This is a genomic window from Hephaestia sp. MAHUQ-44 (assembly GCF_023806085.1).
Lineage (GTDB): Bacteria > Pseudomonadota > Alphaproteobacteria > Sphingomonadales > Sphingomonadaceae > Sphingomonas.
The window spans coordinates 161,571-182,051 of the sequence record NZ_JAMSLX010000002.1 but is presented as its reverse complement, the minus strand read 5'-3'; the positions used below and the strand labels follow the sequence as shown (position 1 = coordinate 182,051).

The 20,481-nt window shown below is 66.0% G+C and carries 15 protein-coding genes and 2 tRNA genes; 10 read left to right on the top strand and 7 right to left on the bottom strand.

Going from position 1 to position 20,481, the window contains the following annotated elements; translation table 11 throughout:
* Positions 1-48: 48 nt before the first annotated feature.
* The 5 genes from purC (at position 49) to purQ (ending at position 4,445) form a co-directional block, all read left to right on the top strand.
* Entirely contained in the window at positions 49-831 is a 783-nt protein-coding gene (gene purC, locus NFE57_RS02990; protein WP_252134079.1) for a phosphoribosylaminoimidazolesuccinocarboxamide synthase, read from the top strand.
* 80 nt (positions 832-911) lie between these two features.
* Positions 912-2,036, top strand: a complete 1,125-nt coding sequence (locus tag NFE57_RS02985) for a transferrin-binding protein-like solute binding protein (RefSeq protein WP_252134078.1) — start codon at positions 912-914, stop codon at positions 2,034-2,036.
* 27 nt (positions 2,037-2,063) lie between these two features.
* Positions 2,064-3,422 carry a surface lipoprotein assembly modifier gene (locus tag NFE57_RS02980; RefSeq protein ID WP_252134077.1) on the top strand — a complete coding sequence of 453 codons (1,359 nt, stop codon included), beginning with the start codon at positions 2,064-2,066 and terminating at the stop codon, positions 3,420-3,422.
* Positions 3,423-3,544: 122 nt separating this feature from the next.
* Positions 3,545-3,775: a phosphoribosylformylglycinamidine synthase subunit PurS gene (gene purS, locus NFE57_RS02975; RefSeq protein WP_252134076.1), complete on the top strand. Its 231-nt coding sequence runs from the start codon at positions 3,545-3,547 to the stop codon at positions 3,773-3,775.
* A 1-nt stretch (position 3,776) separates the two neighbouring features.
* Positions 3,777-4,445, top strand: a complete 669-nt coding sequence (gene purQ / locus NFE57_RS02970; RefSeq protein ID WP_252134075.1) for a phosphoribosylformylglycinamidine synthase subunit PurQ — start codon at positions 3,777-3,779, stop codon at positions 4,443-4,445.
* Positions 4,446-4,509: 64 nt separating this feature from the next.
* Here purQ and NFE57_RS02965 read toward each other — a convergent pair whose 3' ends face one another.
* The gene (locus NFE57_RS02965) at positions 4,510-5,256 is read right to left on the bottom strand and encodes a queuosine precursor transporter (protein WP_252134074.1); all 747 of its coding nucleotides are present in this window, start codon (positions 5,254-5,256) and stop codon (positions 4,510-4,512) included.
* 58 nt (positions 5,257-5,314) lie between these two features.
* Between NFE57_RS02965 and NFE57_RS02960 the strand changes: the two genes are divergently transcribed.
* From NFE57_RS02960 to NFE57_RS02950, 3 genes are all read left to right on the top strand, one after another.
* Positions 5,315-5,391 (top strand) — tRNA-Arg (locus NFE57_RS02960).
* A 22-nt stretch (positions 5,392-5,413) separates the two neighbouring features.
* Positions 5,414-6,898 (top strand): glycerol-3-phosphate dehydrogenase, encoded by a 1,485-nt coding sequence (locus NFE57_RS02955; RefSeq protein WP_252134073.1) that lies wholly within the window; start codon positions 5,414-5,416, stop codon positions 6,896-6,898.
* Positions 6,895-8,364, top strand: a complete 1,470-nt coding sequence (locus NFE57_RS02950; protein WP_252134072.1) for a glycerol kinase — start codon at positions 6,895-6,897, stop codon at positions 8,362-8,364. The genes NFE57_RS02955 and NFE57_RS02950 overlap by 4 nt, the downstream gene beginning before the upstream one ends.
* Positions 8,365-8,393: 29 nt before the next feature.
* Here the strand turns inward: NFE57_RS02950 and NFE57_RS02945 are convergent, their stop codons facing one another.
* Both NFE57_RS02945 and NFE57_RS02940 read right to left on the bottom strand, forming a co-directional pair.
* Positions 8,394-9,056, bottom strand: coding sequence for a spermidine synthase (locus tag NFE57_RS02945; RefSeq protein ID WP_252134071.1), 663 nt, complete (start codon positions 9,054-9,056; stop codon positions 8,394-8,396).
* An 82-nt stretch (positions 9,057-9,138) separates the two neighbouring features.
* Positions 9,139-9,214 (bottom strand) — tRNA-Thr (locus tag NFE57_RS02940).
* 161 nt (positions 9,215-9,375) lie between these two features.
* Here NFE57_RS02940 and NFE57_RS02935 point away from each other — a divergent pair.
* On the top strand, positions 9,376-10,656 hold the full coding sequence (locus NFE57_RS02935; protein ID WP_252134070.1) for a PAS domain-containing protein: 1,281 nt from the start codon (positions 9,376-9,378) through the stop codon (positions 10,654-10,656).
* 102 nt (positions 10,657-10,758) lie between these two features.
* Positions 10,759-15,399 carry an NAD-glutamate dehydrogenase gene (locus NFE57_RS02930; protein ID WP_252134069.1) on the top strand — a complete coding sequence of 1,547 codons (4,641 nt, stop codon included), beginning with the start codon at positions 10,759-10,761 and terminating at the stop codon, positions 15,397-15,399.
* 42 nt (positions 15,400-15,441) lie between these two features.
* Here the strand turns inward: NFE57_RS02930 and NFE57_RS02925 are convergent, their stop codons facing one another.
* From NFE57_RS02925 to NFE57_RS02910, 4 genes are read right to left on the bottom strand one after another with little or no spacing between them, the layout of a single operon-like run.
* Positions 15,442-16,536 carry a PepSY-associated TM helix domain-containing protein gene (locus tag NFE57_RS02925; RefSeq protein WP_252134068.1) on the bottom strand — a complete coding sequence of 365 codons (1,095 nt, stop codon included), beginning with the start codon at positions 16,534-16,536 and terminating at the stop codon, positions 15,442-15,444.
* An 8-nt stretch (positions 16,537-16,544) separates the two neighbouring features.
* A complete protein-coding gene (locus tag NFE57_RS02920) occupies positions 16,545-17,228 on the bottom strand; it encodes a Fe2+-dependent dioxygenase (protein ID WP_252134067.1) in 684 nt (227 codons plus the stop codon).
* A complete protein-coding gene (locus NFE57_RS02915; RefSeq protein WP_252134066.1) occupies positions 17,222-17,953 on the bottom strand; it encodes a tetratricopeptide repeat protein in 732 nt (243 codons plus the stop codon). The genes NFE57_RS02920 and NFE57_RS02915 overlap by 7 nt, the downstream gene beginning before the upstream one ends.
* Before the next feature lie 11 nt (positions 17,954-17,964).
* Positions 17,965-20,433, bottom strand: coding sequence for a TonB-dependent receptor (locus NFE57_RS02910; protein ID WP_252134065.1), 2,469 nt, complete (start codon positions 20,431-20,433; stop codon positions 17,965-17,967).
* Positions 20,434-20,481: the final 48 nt, after the last annotated feature.

Here is a 20,481-nt window from a genome sequence, read left to right as displayed (position 1 = left end):
GCGCCCCCGTATTCGCGCTGCCGGGGCCGCTCATTTCAGGGGTATAAGATGGCACGCCGCCGCCAGATCTATGAAGGCAAAGCCAAGATCCTTTACGAAGGGCCCGAGCCCGGCACGTTGATCCAGTATTTCAAGGACGACGCCACCGCGTTCAACGCCCAGAAAAAGGGCACGATCAGCGGCAAGGGCGTGCTCAACAACCGTATTTCCGAGCACATCTTCACGCTGCTCGGCCATATCGGCATCCCGACTCACTTCATCCGCCGCCTCAACATGCGCGAGCAGCTGATTCGCCAGGTCGAGATCGTCCCGATCGAGGTCGTGGTGCGCAACGTCGTCGCGGGTTCGCTGTCGAAGCGGCTCGGGATCGAGGAAGGCACCGCGCTACCGCGCACGATCATCGAATATTATTACAAGGACGATGCGCTCGGCGATCCGATGATCACCGACGAGCATATCGCCTGCTTCGGCTGGGCGAGCCAGGAGGAGATGCACGACATCGCCGATCTGGCGATCCGCACCAACGATTTCCTGTGCGGCCTGTTCGCGGGCGTCGGCATCCGGCTGGTCGATTTCAAACTCGAATTCGGCCGCATCTGGGACAATGATTACGGGCGGATCATCCTCGCCGACGAGATCAGCCCCGACGGCTGCCGGCTCTGGGACATCGAATCGAACGAGAAGCTCGATAAGGATCGCTTCCGCCGCGATCTCGGCGGTGAAGTCGAGGCGTATCAGGAAGTCGCCCGCCGGCTTGGGCTGCTCCCCGAAGGCGCCGATGCCGGCGCGGTGCTCGATCTCGAAAAGCATCGCAAGCGTCGCGGCAAGTAAGCGCGGGCTCTTTAGCCGGCATTAACCCCTTTTCGCTATCCCCCGGCTCTAGTTTGGGGGATCACGAAAAGGAACGGTCCATGCGCGCCACGCTCGCATTGCTTTCGCTACCGCTGTTGTCGCTCGCTGCGTGCGGCGGCGGCGATGGCGTCAATTCGCTTGGTACGATCGCCCCGCCGGGCGGCGGCAGCGGAATCGGCTTCGGCGATACGCCCGTGGGTAACGAGCCCGCCCATTTCCTTGATGTATCGACCGAAAAGACCTTCGACGCGCTGGGCAGCTTCCAGTCGCTGGTGATCGACCCGACCACTCATGCAGAACTCTATCGCGGCAATGCCAGCAGCACGGCCGCGCCCAGCGGCACGATCAGCTATAATCCGCGCGATGGCATCTTTACCGTCGCGATCAGCGACACGCGCGCCGGCGTCTCGCGCGAGGTTCGTTTTCAGGATCCTGCGCACCGCACCGATTACGACCCCAACCTGAAGCCCGTTCTCGAAGCACCCGATCTTGCAGGGTTCAATTATCTCGCCGCCGCCGATGGATCGACCTTCTTCTATCAGCGTCCCGGCACGACCACCAAGGCCGTCACGCTCGCCGGTTTCGTCCATCTCGAAGCCGACAAAACGACGGGCGCCGTCACCACCTTTGAACACGGTGCGACCGTATTCGGCGATCCCACCTCGTATCTTCAGGTGCCGATCAAGGGCACCGGCCATTATGAGGGCGATTTCCTCGCGACGATGATCAACCAGGCATCGTTTGATACCGGCGGCAGCGCATCCGTCTTCCAGTGGCTCGTCGGATCGAGTTCGGTCGATGTCGATTTCGCCAAATCGACCGTGGGGCTCGGGCTCAGCGGCACCGTCGGCAAGGGCTATGTCGGCGATGTCGAGGTCAACGATCTCGCGCTCAACGTGCCGTCGGGCACGGCATTCAACGCCACCGGCAGCGCGACGATCGACACGCTCGCCGCCGGTTTCGTCGGCAAATTCACCACCGCCAGCTTCGGCGCGGGTGGCACCGCCATCCCGATCGATTTCACCTCGGTCAATCCCGGATCGAACTCGGCGGGCGCCAGTTCGATCGACGGGCGCTTCTACGGCAAGAACGCGACCGAACTCGGCGGCAACTTCCGCATCGTCGGCGGCATTCCCGATCAACGCATCGACATCCACGGCGCCTTCACCGGCGCCGCCAAGTAACCGCCGAATCCCAAGGAGGTACGCACGATGTGGGGACAAGCGGTCGCCGTGGCGACGGCGCTGCTGGCGGCTGTCGTCGCCACACCCACGGCGGCACAGACAACGCCCGAATGCGAGGACGGCACCTGCCGCATCCAATTGACCCCGCAGCAGCTTCAGGCGGCTGCCGAACGGCTCGTGCGCGCCCGCAAATTCGAGGAAGCCAAACCGCTGGTCGCCGCACTCCGCCAGGCGCCGGGCTTCACGATGCAGAGTCGCTTCCTGACCGGCTATATCGCCGCCGAGACGGGGCACCCCGACGAAGCCGCCGAACATTATCGTGCGATCCTCAACGACGATCCGGGCCAAACCGGTGTGCGGCTCGCACTCGCCAAGGCGATGCTTGCGCTCCACAAGCCCGGTGACGCCGATCGGCAGTTCAAGATCGCCGAGCAGGATCAGGATCTACCGCCTGAGGTGCTGCGCACGATCCGCACCGTGCGCGACACGATTCGCGCCCAGCGGCCGTGGCAGATCGATATCAGCGTCGGCCTCGCGCCCGATACCAACATCAATAACGCAACCAGTCTCGATACGATCAGGGTCAATCTTGGAAACGATTCGATCCCGCTCACGCTTGACGACCGCGCGCGCGCCAAATCGGGGATTGGGCAGACCGCACAGATTTCCGGGCGGTTGCGGCTTCCCGCGGCGAACCGGCTCTCGATCCTCGCCGATCTCGACGCCAACGGCACCAATTATGCCGGCGCCGATTACGATGATTACGTCGCCCAGCTCGCCGCCGGCGTCGAATATGCGCTGACACCGCAAACCCACGCGTCGATCGAGGCGGTGGGCGCGCACCGCTGGTATGGCGGCGACGCCGTCAGCCGCCAGATCGGCACCCGTCTGGGCCTCCAGACGACGCTCTCCCCCAGCCGTCGCGTCGGCGTGCAGCTCGATCTTCGCCGCACCGAGGCGCTGTTCGACGATCGTTACAGCGGCTGGCAGGGCGGCGTGTATGCCACGTACGAACAGGCGCTGGCGCCGACCCTGCTCGTTTCGGCGGGGCCGTTCGTGCGCCGCGACTGGCTCAACGACCGCGCCTATTCGAACACCGAGACGGGTGCCAATATCGGGATCGGCGGGGCGATGCCGCTCGGGATCAATTTCGGTCTGCGCGTAGGCGCCTCACGCGCGGTTTATGATGCACCGGTGGTCTTTTTCGACGTCAACCCGCGCCGGGACTGGCGGCTGGTCGCACGTGCAACGCTGGGCAATCGCAAGATCCGGCTGTTGGGTCTGTCGCCGCAAATCGGCTTTTCGTGGACGCGGATCGATTCGACGATCGGCTTCTACGATGCGACGCGTGGCCGGTTCGAGATCACACTCGCTCGCTATTTTTGAACGGGCCGTGCCGTCGGCTACGTGCGCTTGCCCCCCGACAAGGCAATGATGCTTGCGGTCCAGCGGCGGCGACGCCATAGGAGACACACATCCCTCAGCCGCCAGAATCGTCAGGTACCTGCATGAAATTCCGCATTGTCGTCACCCTCAAGAACGGCGTGCTCGATCCGCAGGGCAAGGCCATCCATCACGCGCTGACCGGGCTCGGCTTTGACGGCGTCAACGATGTTCGCGCCGGCCGCCTGATCGAACTCGATGTCGCCGACGGCACGTCGGACGACGCGATCGACGAGATGTGTCGCAAGCTGCTCGCCAACACCGTGATCGAGAATTACCGCGTGGAGCGCGCCTGACATGAAAACCGCGGTCATCGTCTTTCCGGGCTCCAATTGCGATCGCGACATGGCGGTCGCGCTCGAAAGCGTTACCGGCACCAAGCCCATGATGGTGTGGCACGGCGACACCGAATTGCCGCAGGGCCTGGGTGTGATCGCGCTCCCCGGCGGATTTTCCTACGGCGATTATCTGCGCTGCGGCGCGATCGCGGCGCGATCGCCGATCGTCCGCGCGGTGGTTGAGGCGGCCGAACGCGGCACCCCGGTGCTCGGTGTCTGCAACGGTTTTCAGGTGCTCACCGAAACCGGGCTGCTTCCCGGCGCGCTGATGCGCAACGAACGGCTCGATTTCGTCTGCCGCGATACACCGCTGACGGTCGTCAACGCGCAATCGGCGTTTACCTCGCGCTATGACGCGGACGAGACGATCACGATTCCGGTCGCGCACCATGACGGCAATTATTTCGCCGATGCCGACACGCTCGACCGGCTCGAAGGCGAAGGCCGGGTGGCGTTCCGCTACGCCACCGACATCAACGGCTCGGCGCGGCAGATCGCCGGCGTGCTCAACGCGGGCGGCAATGTGCTCGGCATGATGCCGCACCCCGAACGCCGGATCGAAGCCGCGCACGGCGGCGCCGACGGCCGCCGTCTGTTTGAGGGCCTGCTGGAGACGGTCGGCGCCTGAGCCGTCGCGCTATCGGCCCCCGTTCTTCTAAACTGATTTCTGTCCTTCGGGACGCGCCCGCCGATCACACGCGCGCGCGGAACGGGGTGAAATTGGTGTCGCGATCGTACACGTCGATCCCCTCACGCCGCTTGAGCCAGCCGATGACCACATAGGTCACCGGCGTCAGCACCACTTCCCAACCCACTTTGAGCAGCCACTGCGTAATGATCAGCGTCACCACCAAGCCGGGGGTGAAACCAACCGCGCCCAGGAAGGCCACCGGGTAGAAGATCAGGCTGTCGACCCCCTCGCCCGCGATCGTCGAACCGATCGTGCGCATCCACAGATGCTTGCCCGCGGTCCAGATCTTCATCCGCGCGAGTACGTAGGAATTGACGAACTCGCCCGCCCAGAAGGCAAGCATCGACGCGAAGACGATCCGCGGCACCTGCCCGAAGATGACTTCATAGGCCTGCTGATTGCCCCAGCTTTCCGCCGCGGGCAGCTTCACCACCACCCATGACATCAGTGCCATGAACGCCACCGCCACGAACCCCGCCCAGATCACGCGCCGCGCGCGGGCATAGCCATAGACCTCGGTCAGCACGTCGCCGATGACGTAGGAGATGGGGAAGAACAGGATACCCGCGCCGAACGGCCGATCACCCAGCCAGGGCAGCGAGATCACCGCCACTTTCCCCGCGCCGAGCACGTTCGACAGCAGCAGGATCGCAACGAACGCCGCCATCACATAATCGTAATAGCGCAGATGCGTGGCCGTCAGCGCATGCGCGTCGACCTCTTTCAGGATGGCGTCCCCCTCGTTCATGGCCCGCGTGTATGATCGCGGTTTCGCAACCGCGCAATCCGCGCTACGCGAAAACCGGGCGCCCGTAGCTCAGTTGGATAGAGCACGAGCCTTCTAAGCTTGTGGCCGCTGGTTCGAATCCAGCCGGGCGCGCCATCCTTTGCGGGGGAGGAAATGGATGCACGACCTCGCGGTGATCGGCGGCGGCGTCAACGGGTGCGGGATCGCGCGCGATGCCGCCGGGCGCGGCGCGCGGGTGCTGCTGCTCGAACGCGGCGACCTTGCCGGGGGCACCTCATCGGCATCGACCAAGCTGATCCACGGCGGGCTGCGCTATCTCGAACATTATGAGGTCGCACTCGTGCGCGAATCGCTTCGCGAACGGGAGGTTTTGTGGGGAATAGCACCGCACATCATCCATCCGATGCGCTTCGTGCTCCCCTATCGCACCGGGCTCAGGCCGCGCTGGATGCTGCGGCTCGGGCTGTTCGTCTACGACCATCTCGGCGCGCGTAAGGCATTGCCGCCGACCACGACGCTCGACCTCCGCAATCACCCTGCCGGGGCGCCGCTCAAACCCGCTTTCCGCCACGGCTATGCCTATTCGGATTGTGCCGTCGACGATGCACGGCTGGTTGTCCTCAATGCGCTCGACGCCGCTGAACGCGGTGCTCAGATCGAAACGCATACCGAGGTGACCCAAGTGGCGCGTGACGGCGGCAGTTGGCGGATCGCCGCGCGCGCCGCCGATGGCGCACGTCGCACCTTTCACGCCCGTGCGCTGGTCAACGCCGCCGGGCCGTTCGTGCTCGATCTGCTCAACGACGCGCACCAGCCGACCGAGCGGCGGATGCGCTTCGTTCGCGGCTCGCACATCGTCGTGCCCAAATTGTTCGACCACGGCTTCGCTTATTTCTTCCAGCTTCCCGACGGCCGCATTTTCTTCGCGATCCCCTATGAGCGCGATTTCACGCTGATCGGCACCACCGATCGCGATCAGGACAGCCCCGAGCGCCCGCCCGCCGCCAGTGCCGAGGAAATCCGCTATCTGTGCGACGCCGCCAACCAGTATTTCGCGCGCACCATCAGCCCCGACGATGTGGTGTGGAGCTATGCCGGGGTGCGACCGCTGGTCGATGACGGATCGGGCAAGCCCGAGGCCGCAACGCGCGGCTATCGGCTCGAACTCGACGGTGGCGACGGCGAACCGGTGCTGCTGTCGGTGTTCGGCGGCAAGATCACGACCTATCGCCACCTTGCCGCCGAGGCGGTCGATCTACTCGCCGGGCATCTCGATGCGATCGAGGGTGCGTGCTGGACCGGGATCACGCCCCTCCCCGGCGGCGATTTCCCCATCGACGGGCTGGGGGCGCTGACCGCGGAACTCACGCGTGCCTATCCCTTCCTCGCCCCTGATTGGGTCGAGCGGATCGCCCGAACCTATGGCACGCGCGCGCGGCGCTGGCTGGGCGACGCGCGGTCGCTCGACGATCTGGGGGTGCATTTCGGGCACGGGCTGACCGCCGCCGAGGTCGATTATCTGATCGCCGTCGAATGGGCGCGTACCGCAGAGGATGTGCTGTGGCGCCGCACCAAATTGGGGTTGCGGCTCGACCCTGTGCAGCAAACGGCGCTCGCCGATTATATGGAGGCGACAGCGTGACCGGAAAGCTGATCCTCGTCCTTGACGAAGGTACCACCTCGACCCGCGCGATCCTCTACGCGCCCGACGGCACGACGCACGGCATCGCCCAGCGCGAATTGACGCAATATTATCCCCGCCCCGGCTGGGTCGAACACGATGCCGACGAGATCTGGCGCGCAACGCTCGCCTGCGCCACCGAGATGGTCACCCCGGCGGGCGGCGCGGACCGGATCGCCGCGATCGGCATCACCAACCAGCGCGAAACCGTCGTCGCCTGGGACAAGCGCACCGGCACGCCGATCACCCGCGCGATCGTATGGCAGGATCGCCGCACCGCCGACCATTGCCGCGCGCTGGTCCAGGCCGGACACGAACCGTTGGTGCAGACGCGCACCGGGCTCGTCATCGATCCCTATTTCTCCGCCACCAAGATGCGCTGGATTCTCGACAACGTGCCCGAGGCGCGGGCGCTTGGCGACGCGCTCGCCTTCGGTACGATCGAGAGCTGGCTGGTGTGGAAACTGACCGGCGGCGCGCACCTCACCGATGCCAGCAACGCCAGCCGGACGCAGTTGATGGCGCTCGACGGCCATGGCTGGGACGACGAATTGTGCGCACTGATGGAGGTGCCGCGCAAGCACCTGCCCGCCATCGTCGACATGGCGGGCGACGTCGGCCGCTGCGATCCCGCGCTGTTGGGCGGCGCGATCCCGATCTGCGGGCTGGCAGGCGATCAGCAATCGGCAACGATCGGCCAGGGCTGCCTCGCGGTCGGCGATACCAAGGGGACGTTCGGCACCGGCGCGTTCGTACTCACCAACCTGGGCGACCAATTGCCGCGATCGCAGCATCGCCTGCTCGGCACGGTGCTGCTTCAACTGGCGGGCACGCGGCACTATGCCCTCGAAGGATCGGTGTTCGTCGCGGGCAGCCTCGTCAAATGGCTGCGCGATCAATTAGGCTGGATCGACCGCGCCGCCGATACCGAAGCGATCGCGCGCAACACCCCCGACAACGGCGGGGTCTATTTGCTCCCCGCGCTCGCCGGACTGGGGGCGCCGCACTGGCGGCCCGATGCCACCGGCGCGATCGTCGGGCTCACGCTCGGCACCACGCGCGATCAGATCGTGCGCGCGGCGATGGAATCGCTCGCACACCAATGCCTCGATCTGATGGAGGCGTTCGCGGCCGACGGCGCGGCGTGGCGATCACTACGGATCGACGGCGGGATGAGCGCGAACGACTGGATCGCGCAAGACCTCGCCGACATCCTCGCCCTCCCCGTCGCGCGTCCGGCGGACGTCGAGACGACCGCGCTGGGAGCGGCGATGCTTGCGGGAGTCGGCGCCGGGCTGTTCGCCTCGCTCGATGAAGCCAAGGGGATGCGCGCCGCCTATCAGCATTTCGTCCCCGAAATCGCCACGGTGGATCGCGAACGACGGCTCGCCGGATGGCACACGATGCTGGCGCGCGAACTGGGTTAAATCCATCGCTGTCCGGCAGCGGACCGCGGTCAGATGCTGGCGATCCAGATGACGTGCCGAGCCCCCTTGCCGCTGGCGCGCGCGCGGATGGCGACTTCCTCCACCCTGAAGCCAGCGCGGACGAGCGCGCGGGCGAACGCGGGATCGGGCGCTGCCGACCAGATCGTGAGCAATCCGCCCGGCCGGAGCGCAGCCTTCGCCACCGCCAGCCCGCCCGCTGAATAGAGGCGATCGTTGTCCGCACGCGTCAAACCATCGGGGCCATTGTCGACATCGAGCAGGATCGCATCGTAGTGCCGAGGCGACGCCGCGATCACCGCGCCGACATCGTCGAGCACGATCTCGACCCGCGGATCGTCGAGGCAGCCCGCGGCAATCTCCGTCATCGGGCCCCTGGCCCAGGCGATCACCGCCGGCACCAGTTCGGCCACCGCCACGTGCGCTTTCGGGCCCAGTTGCGCCAGCGCCGCGCGCAGCGTGAACCCCATGCCATAGCCGCCGATCAGCAGCCGCGCATCGGCACCCACACGATCGCACGCGAGCGTCGCCAACGCTTCTTCGGAGCCGCTCATGCGGCTGCTCATCAATTCCTCGCGCCCGAGCATGATGAACCAGTCACGCCCCCGCTGCACCAGCCGCATCTCTGCCCCACCGGGCACAATGGCCGTGTCGATCACGAGACGGGGAAGCATTCGGCGATCCTCGATAGCGCGACCAGGGTCGCGAACGCGGCGTCGGCAACGGCCGGAACGTCGGAACTTTGCCGGGAGGTAATGGTGCCGCCTACAGGACTCGAACCTGTGACCCCCGCATTACGAATGCGATGCTCTACCAGCTGAGCTAAGGCGGCTCACCGCCCGTGACGGGGCGGTTGGAAGGCGGCGCGAGTAACAGGTCATCGCAACAGTGGCAAGCCGGTTCATAACCGCGGCATGGCTTTACGCTTCGTTTACCACATAAGGGGCACAAGTGCATCCGTACGGCGAATATCTCGTCGTTTGAGGATGGCGCATGGATACGCTTCGCGGCCTGGACGATGATCGGACCGAGATCGGTCACGACGAAGACGGGAACGCCTCGGTCAACGACGTCGGCCACGAAATCGGCACCGATGAGCGCCGCATGCACGTGCGCGCGTACAATCATTGGGTGTCGCTGCTGGGCGGCCGCCCCTACCCCGCGATCGACGATCTCGATCCGACCAACATCTCCGATTTCGGCCCCAACAGCGTGTTGCTCGATTTCTCCGGGGGAATCGAGAACCCGGCGATTCGCTTTCTTGGTCGCGCGCTGCGAGATGAATGCGGGCTCGATTCCTCGATCACCAGCATCAGCGACGTGCCGAGCCGCTCGCTGCTCTCGCGGCTCACCGATCATTATCTTCAGATCATCGCCAACCGCGCACCCATCGGTTTCGAGGCCGAATTCGTCGGTACGCGTGGCAATCCCACGCGCTATCGCGGCATCCTGATGCCGTTTTCGTCCGACGAGGACACGATCGATTTCATCTACGGCGTCATCAACTGGAAAGAACTGGTCGACGCCGCAACGCAGAAAAAGCTCGACATCGAGGTCGATACATCGCTGCGCGCCGCGCCGCGCGTCACCCCGACCGCCCCGGCCTGGGCGGATGGTCCCCGTGCCGAGGGGACGACCGACGTCGAGACTGACGACACACATATCGCGCCGGACGCACCGACCGCCGGGCTCGCCGACCAGTTGCTGCTGGCGCAACAGACTGCCGCCGCGGCGCGTGCCGCCGACACGCGCACCCGCGCCGCGCTGTATCGCGCGCTCGGCCGCGCGCATGATTTCGCGCTGGCCGCGGCCGAAGATGAAGCCGCTTATGCCGCGCTGCTCGCCGAGGCGGGGATCAAGCCGCAGGCGCGGGCGCCGATGACGGCGATCGCCAAACTCGTCTTCGGCAGCGATTACGACAAGACGCGGCTTACCGAATTCGCGACCGTGCTCGCTTATGCCCGGCGCAATGCGATCGGCGCGGGCGCGCTCATCGCGCGGCTCGATCAGGCCGAAGGCGGGATCAAGGGCATCGTCCAGGCCGAGCGCGCTTTCCGTCGCCCGGTCAACACCCCCGACGCCACCAAACGCGCCGTCGCCAGGCTTGCCAAGCGCGCACCGATCGCCTCGGTTACGCTCGCCACCGAGGCGGCCACCGGCGACTATGTTTTGCTCCTTGCCCGCGCGAGCGGCCATGGAACCCTCGATATCGTCGCCAGCGTCGATGGATCGGATGCGCTGACCGAACGCGTCATTCGTCGCGCCGCGCACTGAAAATGTCGCGGTTAGCGGCAACAATCGCCGCTTTGTTGCGAACCCGACACATCCCCCTGAACCCCTCTTGAGATCGGGATTCGCGGGGCGCATAGATTGGCGATGACCACGACCACGCTCTCGTCACTGGCGGATAAACTGACGCGTCACCTCACCGATGGTGCGCTTCCCGCCGAACTCATCGCTTTCGGGAAAATTCAGCAGAAGGAGGCTGCCGCGTTCGTCGCGGCAACCGCCGAAACGCGCAGGCAGGGCAAGCCCCGGCTCGCGCTCGAGACGCTGCCCGGCGATGGCGCCAGCACGCGCCGGATGCGGCTGGCGATCATCAACGACGACATGCCCTTCCTGCTCGATTCGATCGCCGCGACGATCAACGCGCACGACGTGGCGATCGATCGCGTCATTCATCCGGTGGTCCGCGTCGAGCGCGGCAGCGACGGCAAGCTGCGCGCGGTCGGAACCGGCGGCACGCCCGAATCGATGATCTATATCGAGCTGCGCCGCGTCGATGCGCGCGCGCGCCGCGATCTGCTGACCGCGATCGAGCACAACCTTGCCGATGTCCGCGTCGCCGTGGGCGACTGGGAGCCGATGCAGGAAGCGATGCGTGCCGACAACGCCCGTATCAGCAGCGCGGCAGGCGGTGCCGAGGGTGCCGCGCTGCTCGACTGGTTCCTCGACCGCAATTTCACCTTGCTCGGCCACGAGACCTGGATGCGCGATGGCACCACGCACAATGTGCTGGGCATCGCGCGCAACCCGCAAGCCGCACCGATCCTTGCCGACGCATCGCGCGTGCTGGCGCTCGCCTGGTTCGAACAAAGTGCAGAGCCACTGCTGCTGCTCAAATCCAACCTGATCTCGACCGTCCACCGCTCGGTGCCGCTCGATCTGGCGGTGGTGCCGGTGATCGAGAACGGCAAGGTCGCCGGGCTGTCGATCCACGCCGGGCTATGGACCAGTGCCGCGCTCAACGCACCGCCGCAGGCTGTGCCGGTGCTGCGCGCACGGGTCACGGCCCTCGAGGCCAAGTTCGGGTTCGACCCCAAGGGCCATACCGGCAAGGCGCTGACCCACGCGCTGACGCAATTGCCGCACGATCTGGTCACCGCCTTCGCACCCGACGCACTGGAAACGCTCGCGCTCACCTCGATGTCGCTCGCCGATCGGCCGCGGCCGCGGTTGGTGGTGATCCCATCGACATTGGGGCGGCATCTGTTCGGTTTCGTCTGGATTCCACGCGACGATTTATCGACCGATCGCCGGGTCGCGATCGGCGAGATGCTGTCGGAGGCGGCCAACGCCGCGCTACTGAGTTGGTCGATAGCAATGGAGGACGGCGTCGTCGCACTGCTCCGCTACACGCTTGATATGCGCGACGACGGGCGCATGCCCGATGCCGACGCGCTCGATGCGCGGCTCGAAAAAATGGTGCGCGGCTGGGTGCCCGCGGTCGAAGCGGCGCTGACGCGCCATGTCGAGCCGGCGCGTGCGGCACGGCTCGCGCTGCGCCATGCAGCAACCTTCCCCGCCTCGTATCGCGACATGAACGATCCCGACGAAGCGGCCGAGGATATCCTGCGGCTCGCGGCGCTGCCCTCGCCCGAGACGCGTTCGGTACGCGTCTATCGCAGCCATGATGGCGCGCCCCGGCTCAAGGTCTATCGTCTCGGCGGTCCCGTCGAACTGTCCGACGCGGTGCCGGTGCTCGAAAATTTCGGCTTTCGCGTGATCGAAGAAGTTCCCGCCGCGCTCACCGACGAGCATCGCGGTTTCGTCCATGATTTCAGGATTTCCTCGGCGAGCGTCGCCGATGCCGATCTGTGCGCGGGCGACACCAGCATCCTCGAAGGCGCGATGGCAGCGGTACTCGAAGGCCATGCCGAGGACGATGCGTTCAACCGGCTGATCGTCGAAAACGGGATGAAGCCCGCCTCGGTGGTGCTGTTCCGCGCCTGGTTCCGCTATTTGCGGCAGGCGGGGCTGAGCTATGGTCTTGCCACCGTGGTCGATGCGTTGCGCCGCGCGCCCAACGTGGCATCGGCGCTGATCGAACAGTTCGAGGCCGCGCACGATCCCGACCGGAAGACCGATCGCGGCGCCGCGATCGACGCCGCGCACAAGGCGATCGATCGCGGGCTCGATGCGGTGTCGGCGATCGACGACGATCGCATCCTGCGCGCGTTGCGCGGCGTCGTCGTCGCCATGCTGCGCACCAACGCGTTCGCGCCATCGGGGGAAGAAGCGCTCGCCTTCAAGCTCGATTCGTCGCTGGTGCCGGGGCTGCCCGCGCCGGTGCCGTGGCGCGAAATCTTCGTCTATTCGCCGCGCATCGAGGGCATCCATCTGCGTGCCGGCCCCGTCGCGCGCGGCGGGCTGCGCTGGTCCGATCGGCGCGACGATTTCCGGACCGAGATTCTCGGGCTGATGAAGGCGCAGCGCGTCAAGAACGCGGTGATCGTGCCGACCGGCGCGAAAGGCGGTTTCTACCCCAAGCGCCTCCCCGCCCCCAGCGATCGTGATGCCTGGTTGGCCGAGGGCACCGAAAGCTATCGGATCTTCATTCGCGCGCTGCTCTCGATCACCGACAATATCGTCGAGGGCGATGTCGTGCATCCCGCGCATGTCGTCATCCATGACGGGGACGATCCCTATTTCGTCGTCGCCGCCGACAAGGGCACCGCCAAATTCTCCGACATCGCCAATGCGATCGCCGCCGAGCACAATTTTTGGCTGGGCGATGCCTTCGCCAGCGGCGGCAGCCATGGTTATGACCACAAGGGCATGGCGATCACCGCACGCGGCGGCTGGATTTCGGTCCAGCGCCACTTCGCCGAACGCGGCGTCGATGTGCAGGTCGACCCGATCTCGGTCGTCGGTTGTGGCGACATGTCGGGCGACGTGTTCGGGAACGGCATGTTGCTGTCGAAAGCGATCCGCCTCAACGCCGCGTTCGATCATCGTCACATCTTCCTCGATCCCGATCCCGATCCGGCGACGAGTTGGGCCGAGCGCAAGCGGCTGTTCGATCTGCCGCGATCGAGCTGGGGCGATTATGACAAGTCGCTGATCTCGAAGGGCGGCGGGGTTTTCTCGCGGCAGGACAAGGTGATCAAACTGTCGCCGCAGGTCCGCGCCCTGCTTGCCATCGAGGCGACCGAGCTTGAGCCCACCGCGCTGATCTCGGCGATCCTCAAGGCACCGGTCGATCTGATCTGGTTCGGCGGGATCGGCACCTATGTGAAGGCCGCCGCCGAGCCGCACATCGATGTTGGCGACCCCGCCAATGATCGGCTGCGCGTCAACGGCGAAGACGTGCGCGCCGCGGTGATCGGCGAAGGCGCCAACCTGGGCGTGACGCAGGCGGGACGGATCGCGTTCGCCGAGCGCGGTGGCCGGATCAACACCGACTTCATCGACAATTCGGCCGGGGTCGATTGCTCGGACAACGAGGTCAACATCAAGATCGCGCTCAATCGCGAGGTGATCGAAGGGCGGCTCGCGCTTCCCAAGCGCAACCAACTCCTCGCCGACATGACCGACGACGTGGCCCGACTGGTACTCGAGGATAACCGCCTGCAAACGCTGGCGCTGTCGATCATGGAAAATGACGGTGCGCTGTCGTTGCCGAGCTACGTCCGCGCGATCGAAATCTTCGAAACCGCCGGGCGGCTCGACCGCACGGTCGAAGGGTTGGCGTCGAACGACGACCTGCTGCGCCGCGCACAAGAGGGGCGCGGGCTCACCCGGCCCGAACTGGCGGTGCTGATCGCGACGGCCAAGCTCGCGCTTCAGGACGCGATCGAACGCGGCGAACTCGCCCGGTCGGACGAGCTGAAGCGCGACCTGCACGCCGCCTTCCCTCCGGCGATGCGCAAGAAATTCGCGACCGCGATCAACGCGCACCGGCTGCGCGCCGAAATCGTCGCGACCAAGCTTGCCAACCGCATCGTCAATCGACTCGGCGTACTCCATCCGCTCGAACTCGCCGAGGAGGAAGGCGCCTCGACGCTCGACATCGCGGCGATGTTCGTCGCGGCCGAGCGGCTGTTCGACCTCCCCGCCTTGTGGGCCGAAATCGAAACCGCCGAGATGCCGGAACGCGCGCGGATCGCGTTGTTCGACGAAGTTGCGGTCGCGGTGCGCTCGCAAATCGCGGACTTGCTGCGCATCTGCCCGCCCGGCTCACTGCCGCAGCCGATCGTCGATCGGATCAAACCCGGCATTGCGCAGCTCGGCCGCCAGACCAAATCGCTGCTGCTCGACGAGGTGAAGGCACAATCGAACCGGATCGTCGAGACGCTCGAAGCCGAAGGCGCGCCGCGCAAGCTCGTGCTCAAGGTGGTGCGGCTCTACGAACTCGACGGCGCGGTCGGGCTGGCCGATCTCGGCGAACAACTCCGTATCGACGAGGTCGTGCTCACGCGCGCCTTCACCAGCCTCGGGCACGAACTCGGGCTCGATTGGGCGCAGGCCAACGCCACAAGGATCACCTCGGGCGATCCGTGGGAACGGTTGCTGCTCGCGGGGCTTGCCCGCGACTTCCAGCAGATACGGCTCGAATTTCTCGGCCGCACCGAGGGGCTCGATCCGCAGAAGCTGGTCGATGACTGGCTGGTTGAGAACCGGGCACGGATCGATCAGTTCAAGCGGCTCGTCGCGCGTGCGAGACGGGCACCCAGCCCCAATGCCGCAATGCTCGCGCAGATCGCGGGCCAGGCGCGGGTGCTGCTCAGTCGATAACGGGGTCGGCCGGTTCATTATCCGGCCGACCCGTCAACGGTATCAGGCGATCGCGTTACGCTTGGCAGCAAGCCGGGCACGCCACGTGCGGGCACGCCACCACATGATGATGCCGGTCACCGCCAGCCCGGCTGGCAGCAAGCCGCCGAGGAAGATGATCACCTGCCACACCATGCCGGTACCGGTGCCGTCATGGATGCGCCGCATCCACCCCGCAACGCCCGATCCGCCACGTGGTCGCGGGGTCGAAACCTTCGCCACCGCGCCGCTCGCATCGTCGACGGCGACTTCCTTCGTCCCGATCATCACCGTCCAGCGCGCCTCGGAGCCAGTCGGCCAGCGCACGTCTCGTACTGCGCCCGGCACGCGCGCGCCGGCAACCGCGATCGCTTCAGCAAGGCTGCTTTGCGGATCGATCGCCGCCGGCGCCGCCGCGCGTCCCGGCGGACCGCTGCGCGGCTCCGCCCCTGTCAGCGCGCCGAAGAAGGCCGGGAAGGAAATCCACGCACCGGTCAACGACAGCACGAACAAGGGTATCGAAATCCAGAAGCCCGCCATGTGATGCAGATTGGTGTCCAGATTGGCATGGCGCCGCCAGCGCAAGCCCTTGCTCCACCGCCCCACCATCGGCCACCACAGCCAGATGCCCGTGAAGGCCGAGACCATCATGATGACGCCCACCCAGCCGACCAGCTTGCGGCCGAACCCGGGCACCATCAACGTGCCGTGGAGGACGTGGAGCACGCGCAGCACGCCGGTGTCGCTGCGCGCGGTATCGAGCACGGTCGCGGTCGGTGGATCGAGATAGATCATCTTGCGTACCGGCCGGCCACGCGGCGGGCCCTTGCTCGCCAGCGATGCCGTGACCATCACCGGCCCACTGCCTTCGGGCATGGTGATGCCGGTGATGCGTTCGCCCTCCGCGAGTACGTCCTGCGCTGCCGTGGCATAGCGTTCGGCGGGCAACATGGTCGCGCCGCTGGTCGCATAGCGCTGCGGATTGGCGATCCGGTCGGTCGCGCCCTTCCAGACCAGCGCCGAGCCGGTGAGGCAGATCGGGATGATCAGGATCGCGAGGATCAGGCCGATCCATTTGTGCACCTGAAACCAGGTGCGGCGCCATGCTGGTTTTTTCATTGGTCCCCTCAACATTCCGCCCAGCGGCGGAGAAGGTTGTGATAAACGCCGGTCAGCCGGATTACCGCCGGATCGCCCTGCCCCATCGCGGCGGCGGCGGCCTGCACACCGGAATCGAGCTCGAACAGCGTGCGCCGCGCGCCATCGTCGCGCACCATCGACTGAATCCAGAAGAACGCCGCGGTACGGCAGCCCCGCGTCACCGGCTCGACATGGTGCAGGCTCGACGCGGGATAGAGCACCATATGCCCCGCCGGCAGCTTGACGCGCTGCTCGCCGAACAGATCGTCAATCACCAGTTCGCCGCCGTCATAAGCGTCGGGGTCTTCGAGAAAGAGCGTCGCGGACAGATCGCTGCGGATACGAAAATCGCTGCCGCGCTTGATCCGCACCGCCCCGTCGACATGCGTGCCGAATGCCTCGCCGCCTTCATAGCGGTTGAACAGCGGCGGGAAGACCTTGAGCGGCAGCGCGGCCGCGACGAACAACGGCGTCGCCGCCAGCGCATCGAGGATCGCCGAGCCCGCACGCACCGCCGCGTCCGACCCTTCGGGGAGCTGGCGATTGCGCTTGGCGAGCGCCGATTGCGTGCCCGACGTGGCGTTGCCGTCGATCCAGTCGGCGCCATCGATCAGCGTGCGTATCTCGCGCACCTGCCCGACGGTCAGGACATCTGGAACAGCGATCAACATGCGGCCTTCCCCCGTCGCAGCATCAGCGGGCCATGCTCGGCAAAACCCGGCACATCGGATCGACGCAGCCATGCCTCGGCCTTGTCGAGGAACGCGGCCGTCGCGGTTTCGCCCGCCCGCGCGAGCCACACCAACGCCTCGTCGACCTCGCCCGCGATCCCAAGCATCCGCGCATGGTTGAAACAACCGCGAAAATCGCCACCCTCGGCCGCCCGCGCGTAGCATTCGGCCGCCTTGGCCATATCGCGTGCGACCACCCAGCCGTCTTCGTGGAAGCTGCCGACGAAATTGACCGCCTTGGCATTGCCCATCGCGGCAGCCTTTTCGAGCCAGCCGAACGCCGCCGCCTTATCCTCATCGACGCCTTCGCCCAACGCGAGCGCGGTGGCATAATTATACATGCCCCAATCGAGCCCCATCTCGGCGGCAATCCGAAAGCACGCCGCGGCGCGATCCTTCATGACCGGGGTGCCCCAGCCGAGATCGTAGCAGCGCCCGACCATGTTGATCGCCATCGCGTGATGTTGCGCCGCGGCCTTCAGGAACCAGTCGAGCGCCGCCTGCTGATCGAGCGCGACCTCGACGCCGTCGAGCAGCATCTGGCCGTAGATCGCCTGCGCCTCGGCGACCCCGGCCTCGGCCGCCGAGCGGATGAAGGCCGTACGGCCCTCGGGCGAACCCGAGAGCCGTTCGGCAATCTCCTCAGCGGTCAACGCATCGATCATTGCTGCTCGCATCAATAACGCAGGTTGAGCGTCGCGAACGCCGACCGGCCCGGCGCGATGCTGGCATAATGCGCGGTGAACGCCTGATTGAAATAGGTCTTGTTAGTCAGATTCTGCACATTGACGCTCAGATCGACCCCGTCGGTGAGCCTGATCCCGGCGCGGGCATCGAAGCGGACATAACCGGGCACCGAGCGCAGGATCGTCTTGGTGGCGGGCACCACGGTGACGTTGCCGGCGGCATCCTGTGTCGCCGAACGGTTGTCCTGATAACCGCCGAACACGCGACTCGTGTAGAAAGCGCCGCCGCCGATGCTGAACCGCCCGAATTCGACATCGGTCCACAAGGTCGCCGAATGCCTGGCGACGTTCGATACCTGACGACCGGTGCTGGTCGAGGGTACCAGCACGGTCTGGGCCGCCTGACCGCCGACAGCCGCCGCGGTGAGCGCGGTGAAACCGCCATTGGTGATGGTCGGATCGAGATAGGTATAGCCGCCGAACACCGACCAGCCGGGCAGGATCGTACCGTTGGCGGTGAATTCCACCCCGCGGATCCTGGTTTCGCCGATATATTCGACGAAGCCATCGGGGCCCGTGGTACGCGCATTGTCGGTCTCGGTCTGGAACGCCGCCAGCGCCAGCGCGAGGCGTCCGTCGAACAGATTGGCCTTGGCGCCGACTTCATAGCTCTTGTTCTTGGTGACCTTGATCGCGTCGGGGCTCAGCAGCGTCTCGCCACGCCCCGGCGTCAGCCCGTTGCTTTCCGATCCCTCGCCCAACAGGCTGTTGGGCGGCGTCGCCGAGGTGGCGTAGCTCGCATACAGGCTGGTGCTCGCGCTCGGCTTGAAGACGAGGCCCGCCTGCCAGTTGAACAGATTATCCGAACGCTCGATCGGCACCACCACGGCGCCAGCGCCCTTCTGCGTGGTTTTGAAATGATCGTACCGCACCCCGAGGTTGAGGATCAGCGCCTCGGCCAGCGTGATCGAATCGAACGCATAGACAGCCTTGGTGCTGGCCTCGTTCTGGATCTCGGTGCTGGTCGCCCCCTTCTCGATCGGCGCCGTTGCCGTGGACGTATCGCTGGCATAATTGACCCAGGGATCGTTGGGGTTCGGGTTGAACAGGCTCGTGCAGTTGAAGCGATCGAGCGCGGCCGTGGTGCAGCGCGGCGAACTGGTTGAACCGGTCGCCAGCACATAGGTGCCGCGGCGCGCCTTCTCCCACGACATCTCGGCACCGACGGCAAAGCTGTGCTTCACCCCGCCGGTGTCGGCGGTGCCGAACAGATCGGTCTGGTTGACCAGCGCATCGGCATAGCCGTGGCGCGTGTTCGCGCGGCGCCACACCATGCCGCCCGCGGTCGCCGGCGCGGCCGGGTTGGTGCCGAAGACATTGCCCTGCTGATCGTCGGGCTGGGTGTAGATATAGGCTTGGGCGTTGTGCGTGTAGCGGGCGGTGTTGCGCAGCGTGACGCCGCCGAAATCATGCTCGACACGCAACGTCGCCTGATGCGTCGTGGTGTCGCGGAAGTCGCGCGATTTCAGGCCGTAAAAGGCGCTGCGATCGACATGGCCGGTCGTGCCCGCGATCGTGGTGACATCGCCGATCGCCGGTTCGACGAAATTCTCGCCCAGCGGCGCGTTGGCGAGGTTGTAGAGGTACGGAATGCCGGTGTCAGGCAGTTCGTGGGTCTCGAGATAATAATAGCTCGCGGTCAGCTTGGTCGGGGTACCGATACCGACCGTTACCGACGGTGCGACGCCCCAGCGGCGCTGATAGAGCGCGTCGCGCCCGGCAACGTCCTGATCGTGCCACATGCCCTGGAGGCGTGCGGCAACGGTGTCCGACAGCTTGCCGTTCACGTCCACCGTGATGCGTTTGTAATCGTCGCTGCCATAGCTGAGCGCGGCGCGCGCGACATTATCGTTGATCGGCAGCTTCGAGACGATGTTGATCGAGCCGCCGGCCGAACCGCGCCCGCCCAGCGTCGAATCCGAACCGCGCACGATCTGGACCTGATCGATCGCGAACACCTCGCGGCTCTGCGCCGAGAAATCGCGCACGCCGTCGACGAAGGTCGATCCCTGGCTGTCGAAACCCCGGATGAAGGGACGGTCGCCGATCGGATTGCCGCCCTCGGCCGCGCCGAAGGTGATGCCGGGCACCGTGCGCAATGCGTCCTGAAGCGTCGTCGAGCCGGTCTGCTGGATCACGTCGTCGCTCAGCACGACCACCGAGCGTGGGGTGTTGACCGGCGTGGCAACGTCCTTCGCGCCGCGCTGGCGTTCGCCATTGACGAGGATGTCGTCGCGCGTCTGGCTGTCGGTGCGCACCTGCGGTTCGGCATCGCCATAAGCGTCGGCCGCATGATCGGCGGCATAAGCCGGCCCGCACGCAAACGCGCCGACACAGCTCAAGGCAATGAAGGTCGGCGTGGCGGTGGAGCGTGCGCGGGCAGTTGCTGACGACGTCACTTTTGGTGTCCCCTTTTCGATATATGTGATCGAGGGGCCTGCTATTGC

Coding starts and splice junctions, on each gene's coding strand:
- purC (WP_252134079.1), top strand. CDS start 49: ATGGCACGCCGCCGCCAGATCTATGAAGGCAAAGCCAAGATCCTTTAC.
- NFE57_RS02985 (WP_252134078.1), top strand. CDS start 912: ATGCGCGCCACGCTCGCATTGCTTTCGCTACCGCTGTTGTCGCTCGCT.
- NFE57_RS02980 (WP_252134077.1), top strand. CDS start 2,064: ATGTGGGGACAAGCGGTCGCCGTGGCGACGGCGCTGCTGGCGGCTGTC.
- purS (WP_252134076.1), top strand. CDS start 3,545: ATGAAATTCCGCATTGTCGTCACCCTCAAGAACGGCGTGCTCGATCCG.
- purQ (WP_252134075.1), top strand. CDS start 3,777: ATGAAAACCGCGGTCATCGTCTTTCCGGGCTCCAATTGCGATCGCGAC.
- NFE57_RS02965 (WP_252134074.1), bottom strand. CDS start 5,256: ATGAACGAGGGGGACGCCATCCTGAAAGAGGTCGACGCGCATGCGCTG.
- NFE57_RS02955 (WP_252134073.1), top strand. CDS start 5,414: ATGCACGACCTCGCGGTGATCGGCGGCGGCGTCAACGGGTGCGGGATC.
- NFE57_RS02945 (WP_252134071.1), bottom strand. CDS start 9,056: ATGCTTCCCCGTCTCGTGATCGACACGGCCATTGTGCCCGGTGGGGCA.
- NFE57_RS02935 (WP_252134070.1), top strand. CDS start 9,376: ATGGATACGCTTCGCGGCCTGGACGATGATCGGACCGAGATCGGTCAC.
- NFE57_RS02930 (WP_252134069.1), top strand. CDS start 10,759: ATGACCACGACCACGCTCTCGTCACTGGCGGATAAACTGACGCGTCAC.
- NFE57_RS02925 (WP_252134068.1), bottom strand. CDS start 16,536: ATGAAAAAACCAGCATGGCGCCGCACCTGGTTTCAGGTGCACAAATGG.
- NFE57_RS02920 (WP_252134067.1), bottom strand. CDS start 17,228: ATGTTGATCGCTGTTCCAGATGTCCTGACCGTCGGGCAGGTGCGCGAG.
- NFE57_RS02915 (WP_252134066.1), bottom strand. CDS start 17,953: ATGATCGATGCGTTGACCGCTGAGGAGATTGCCGAACGGCTCTCGGGT.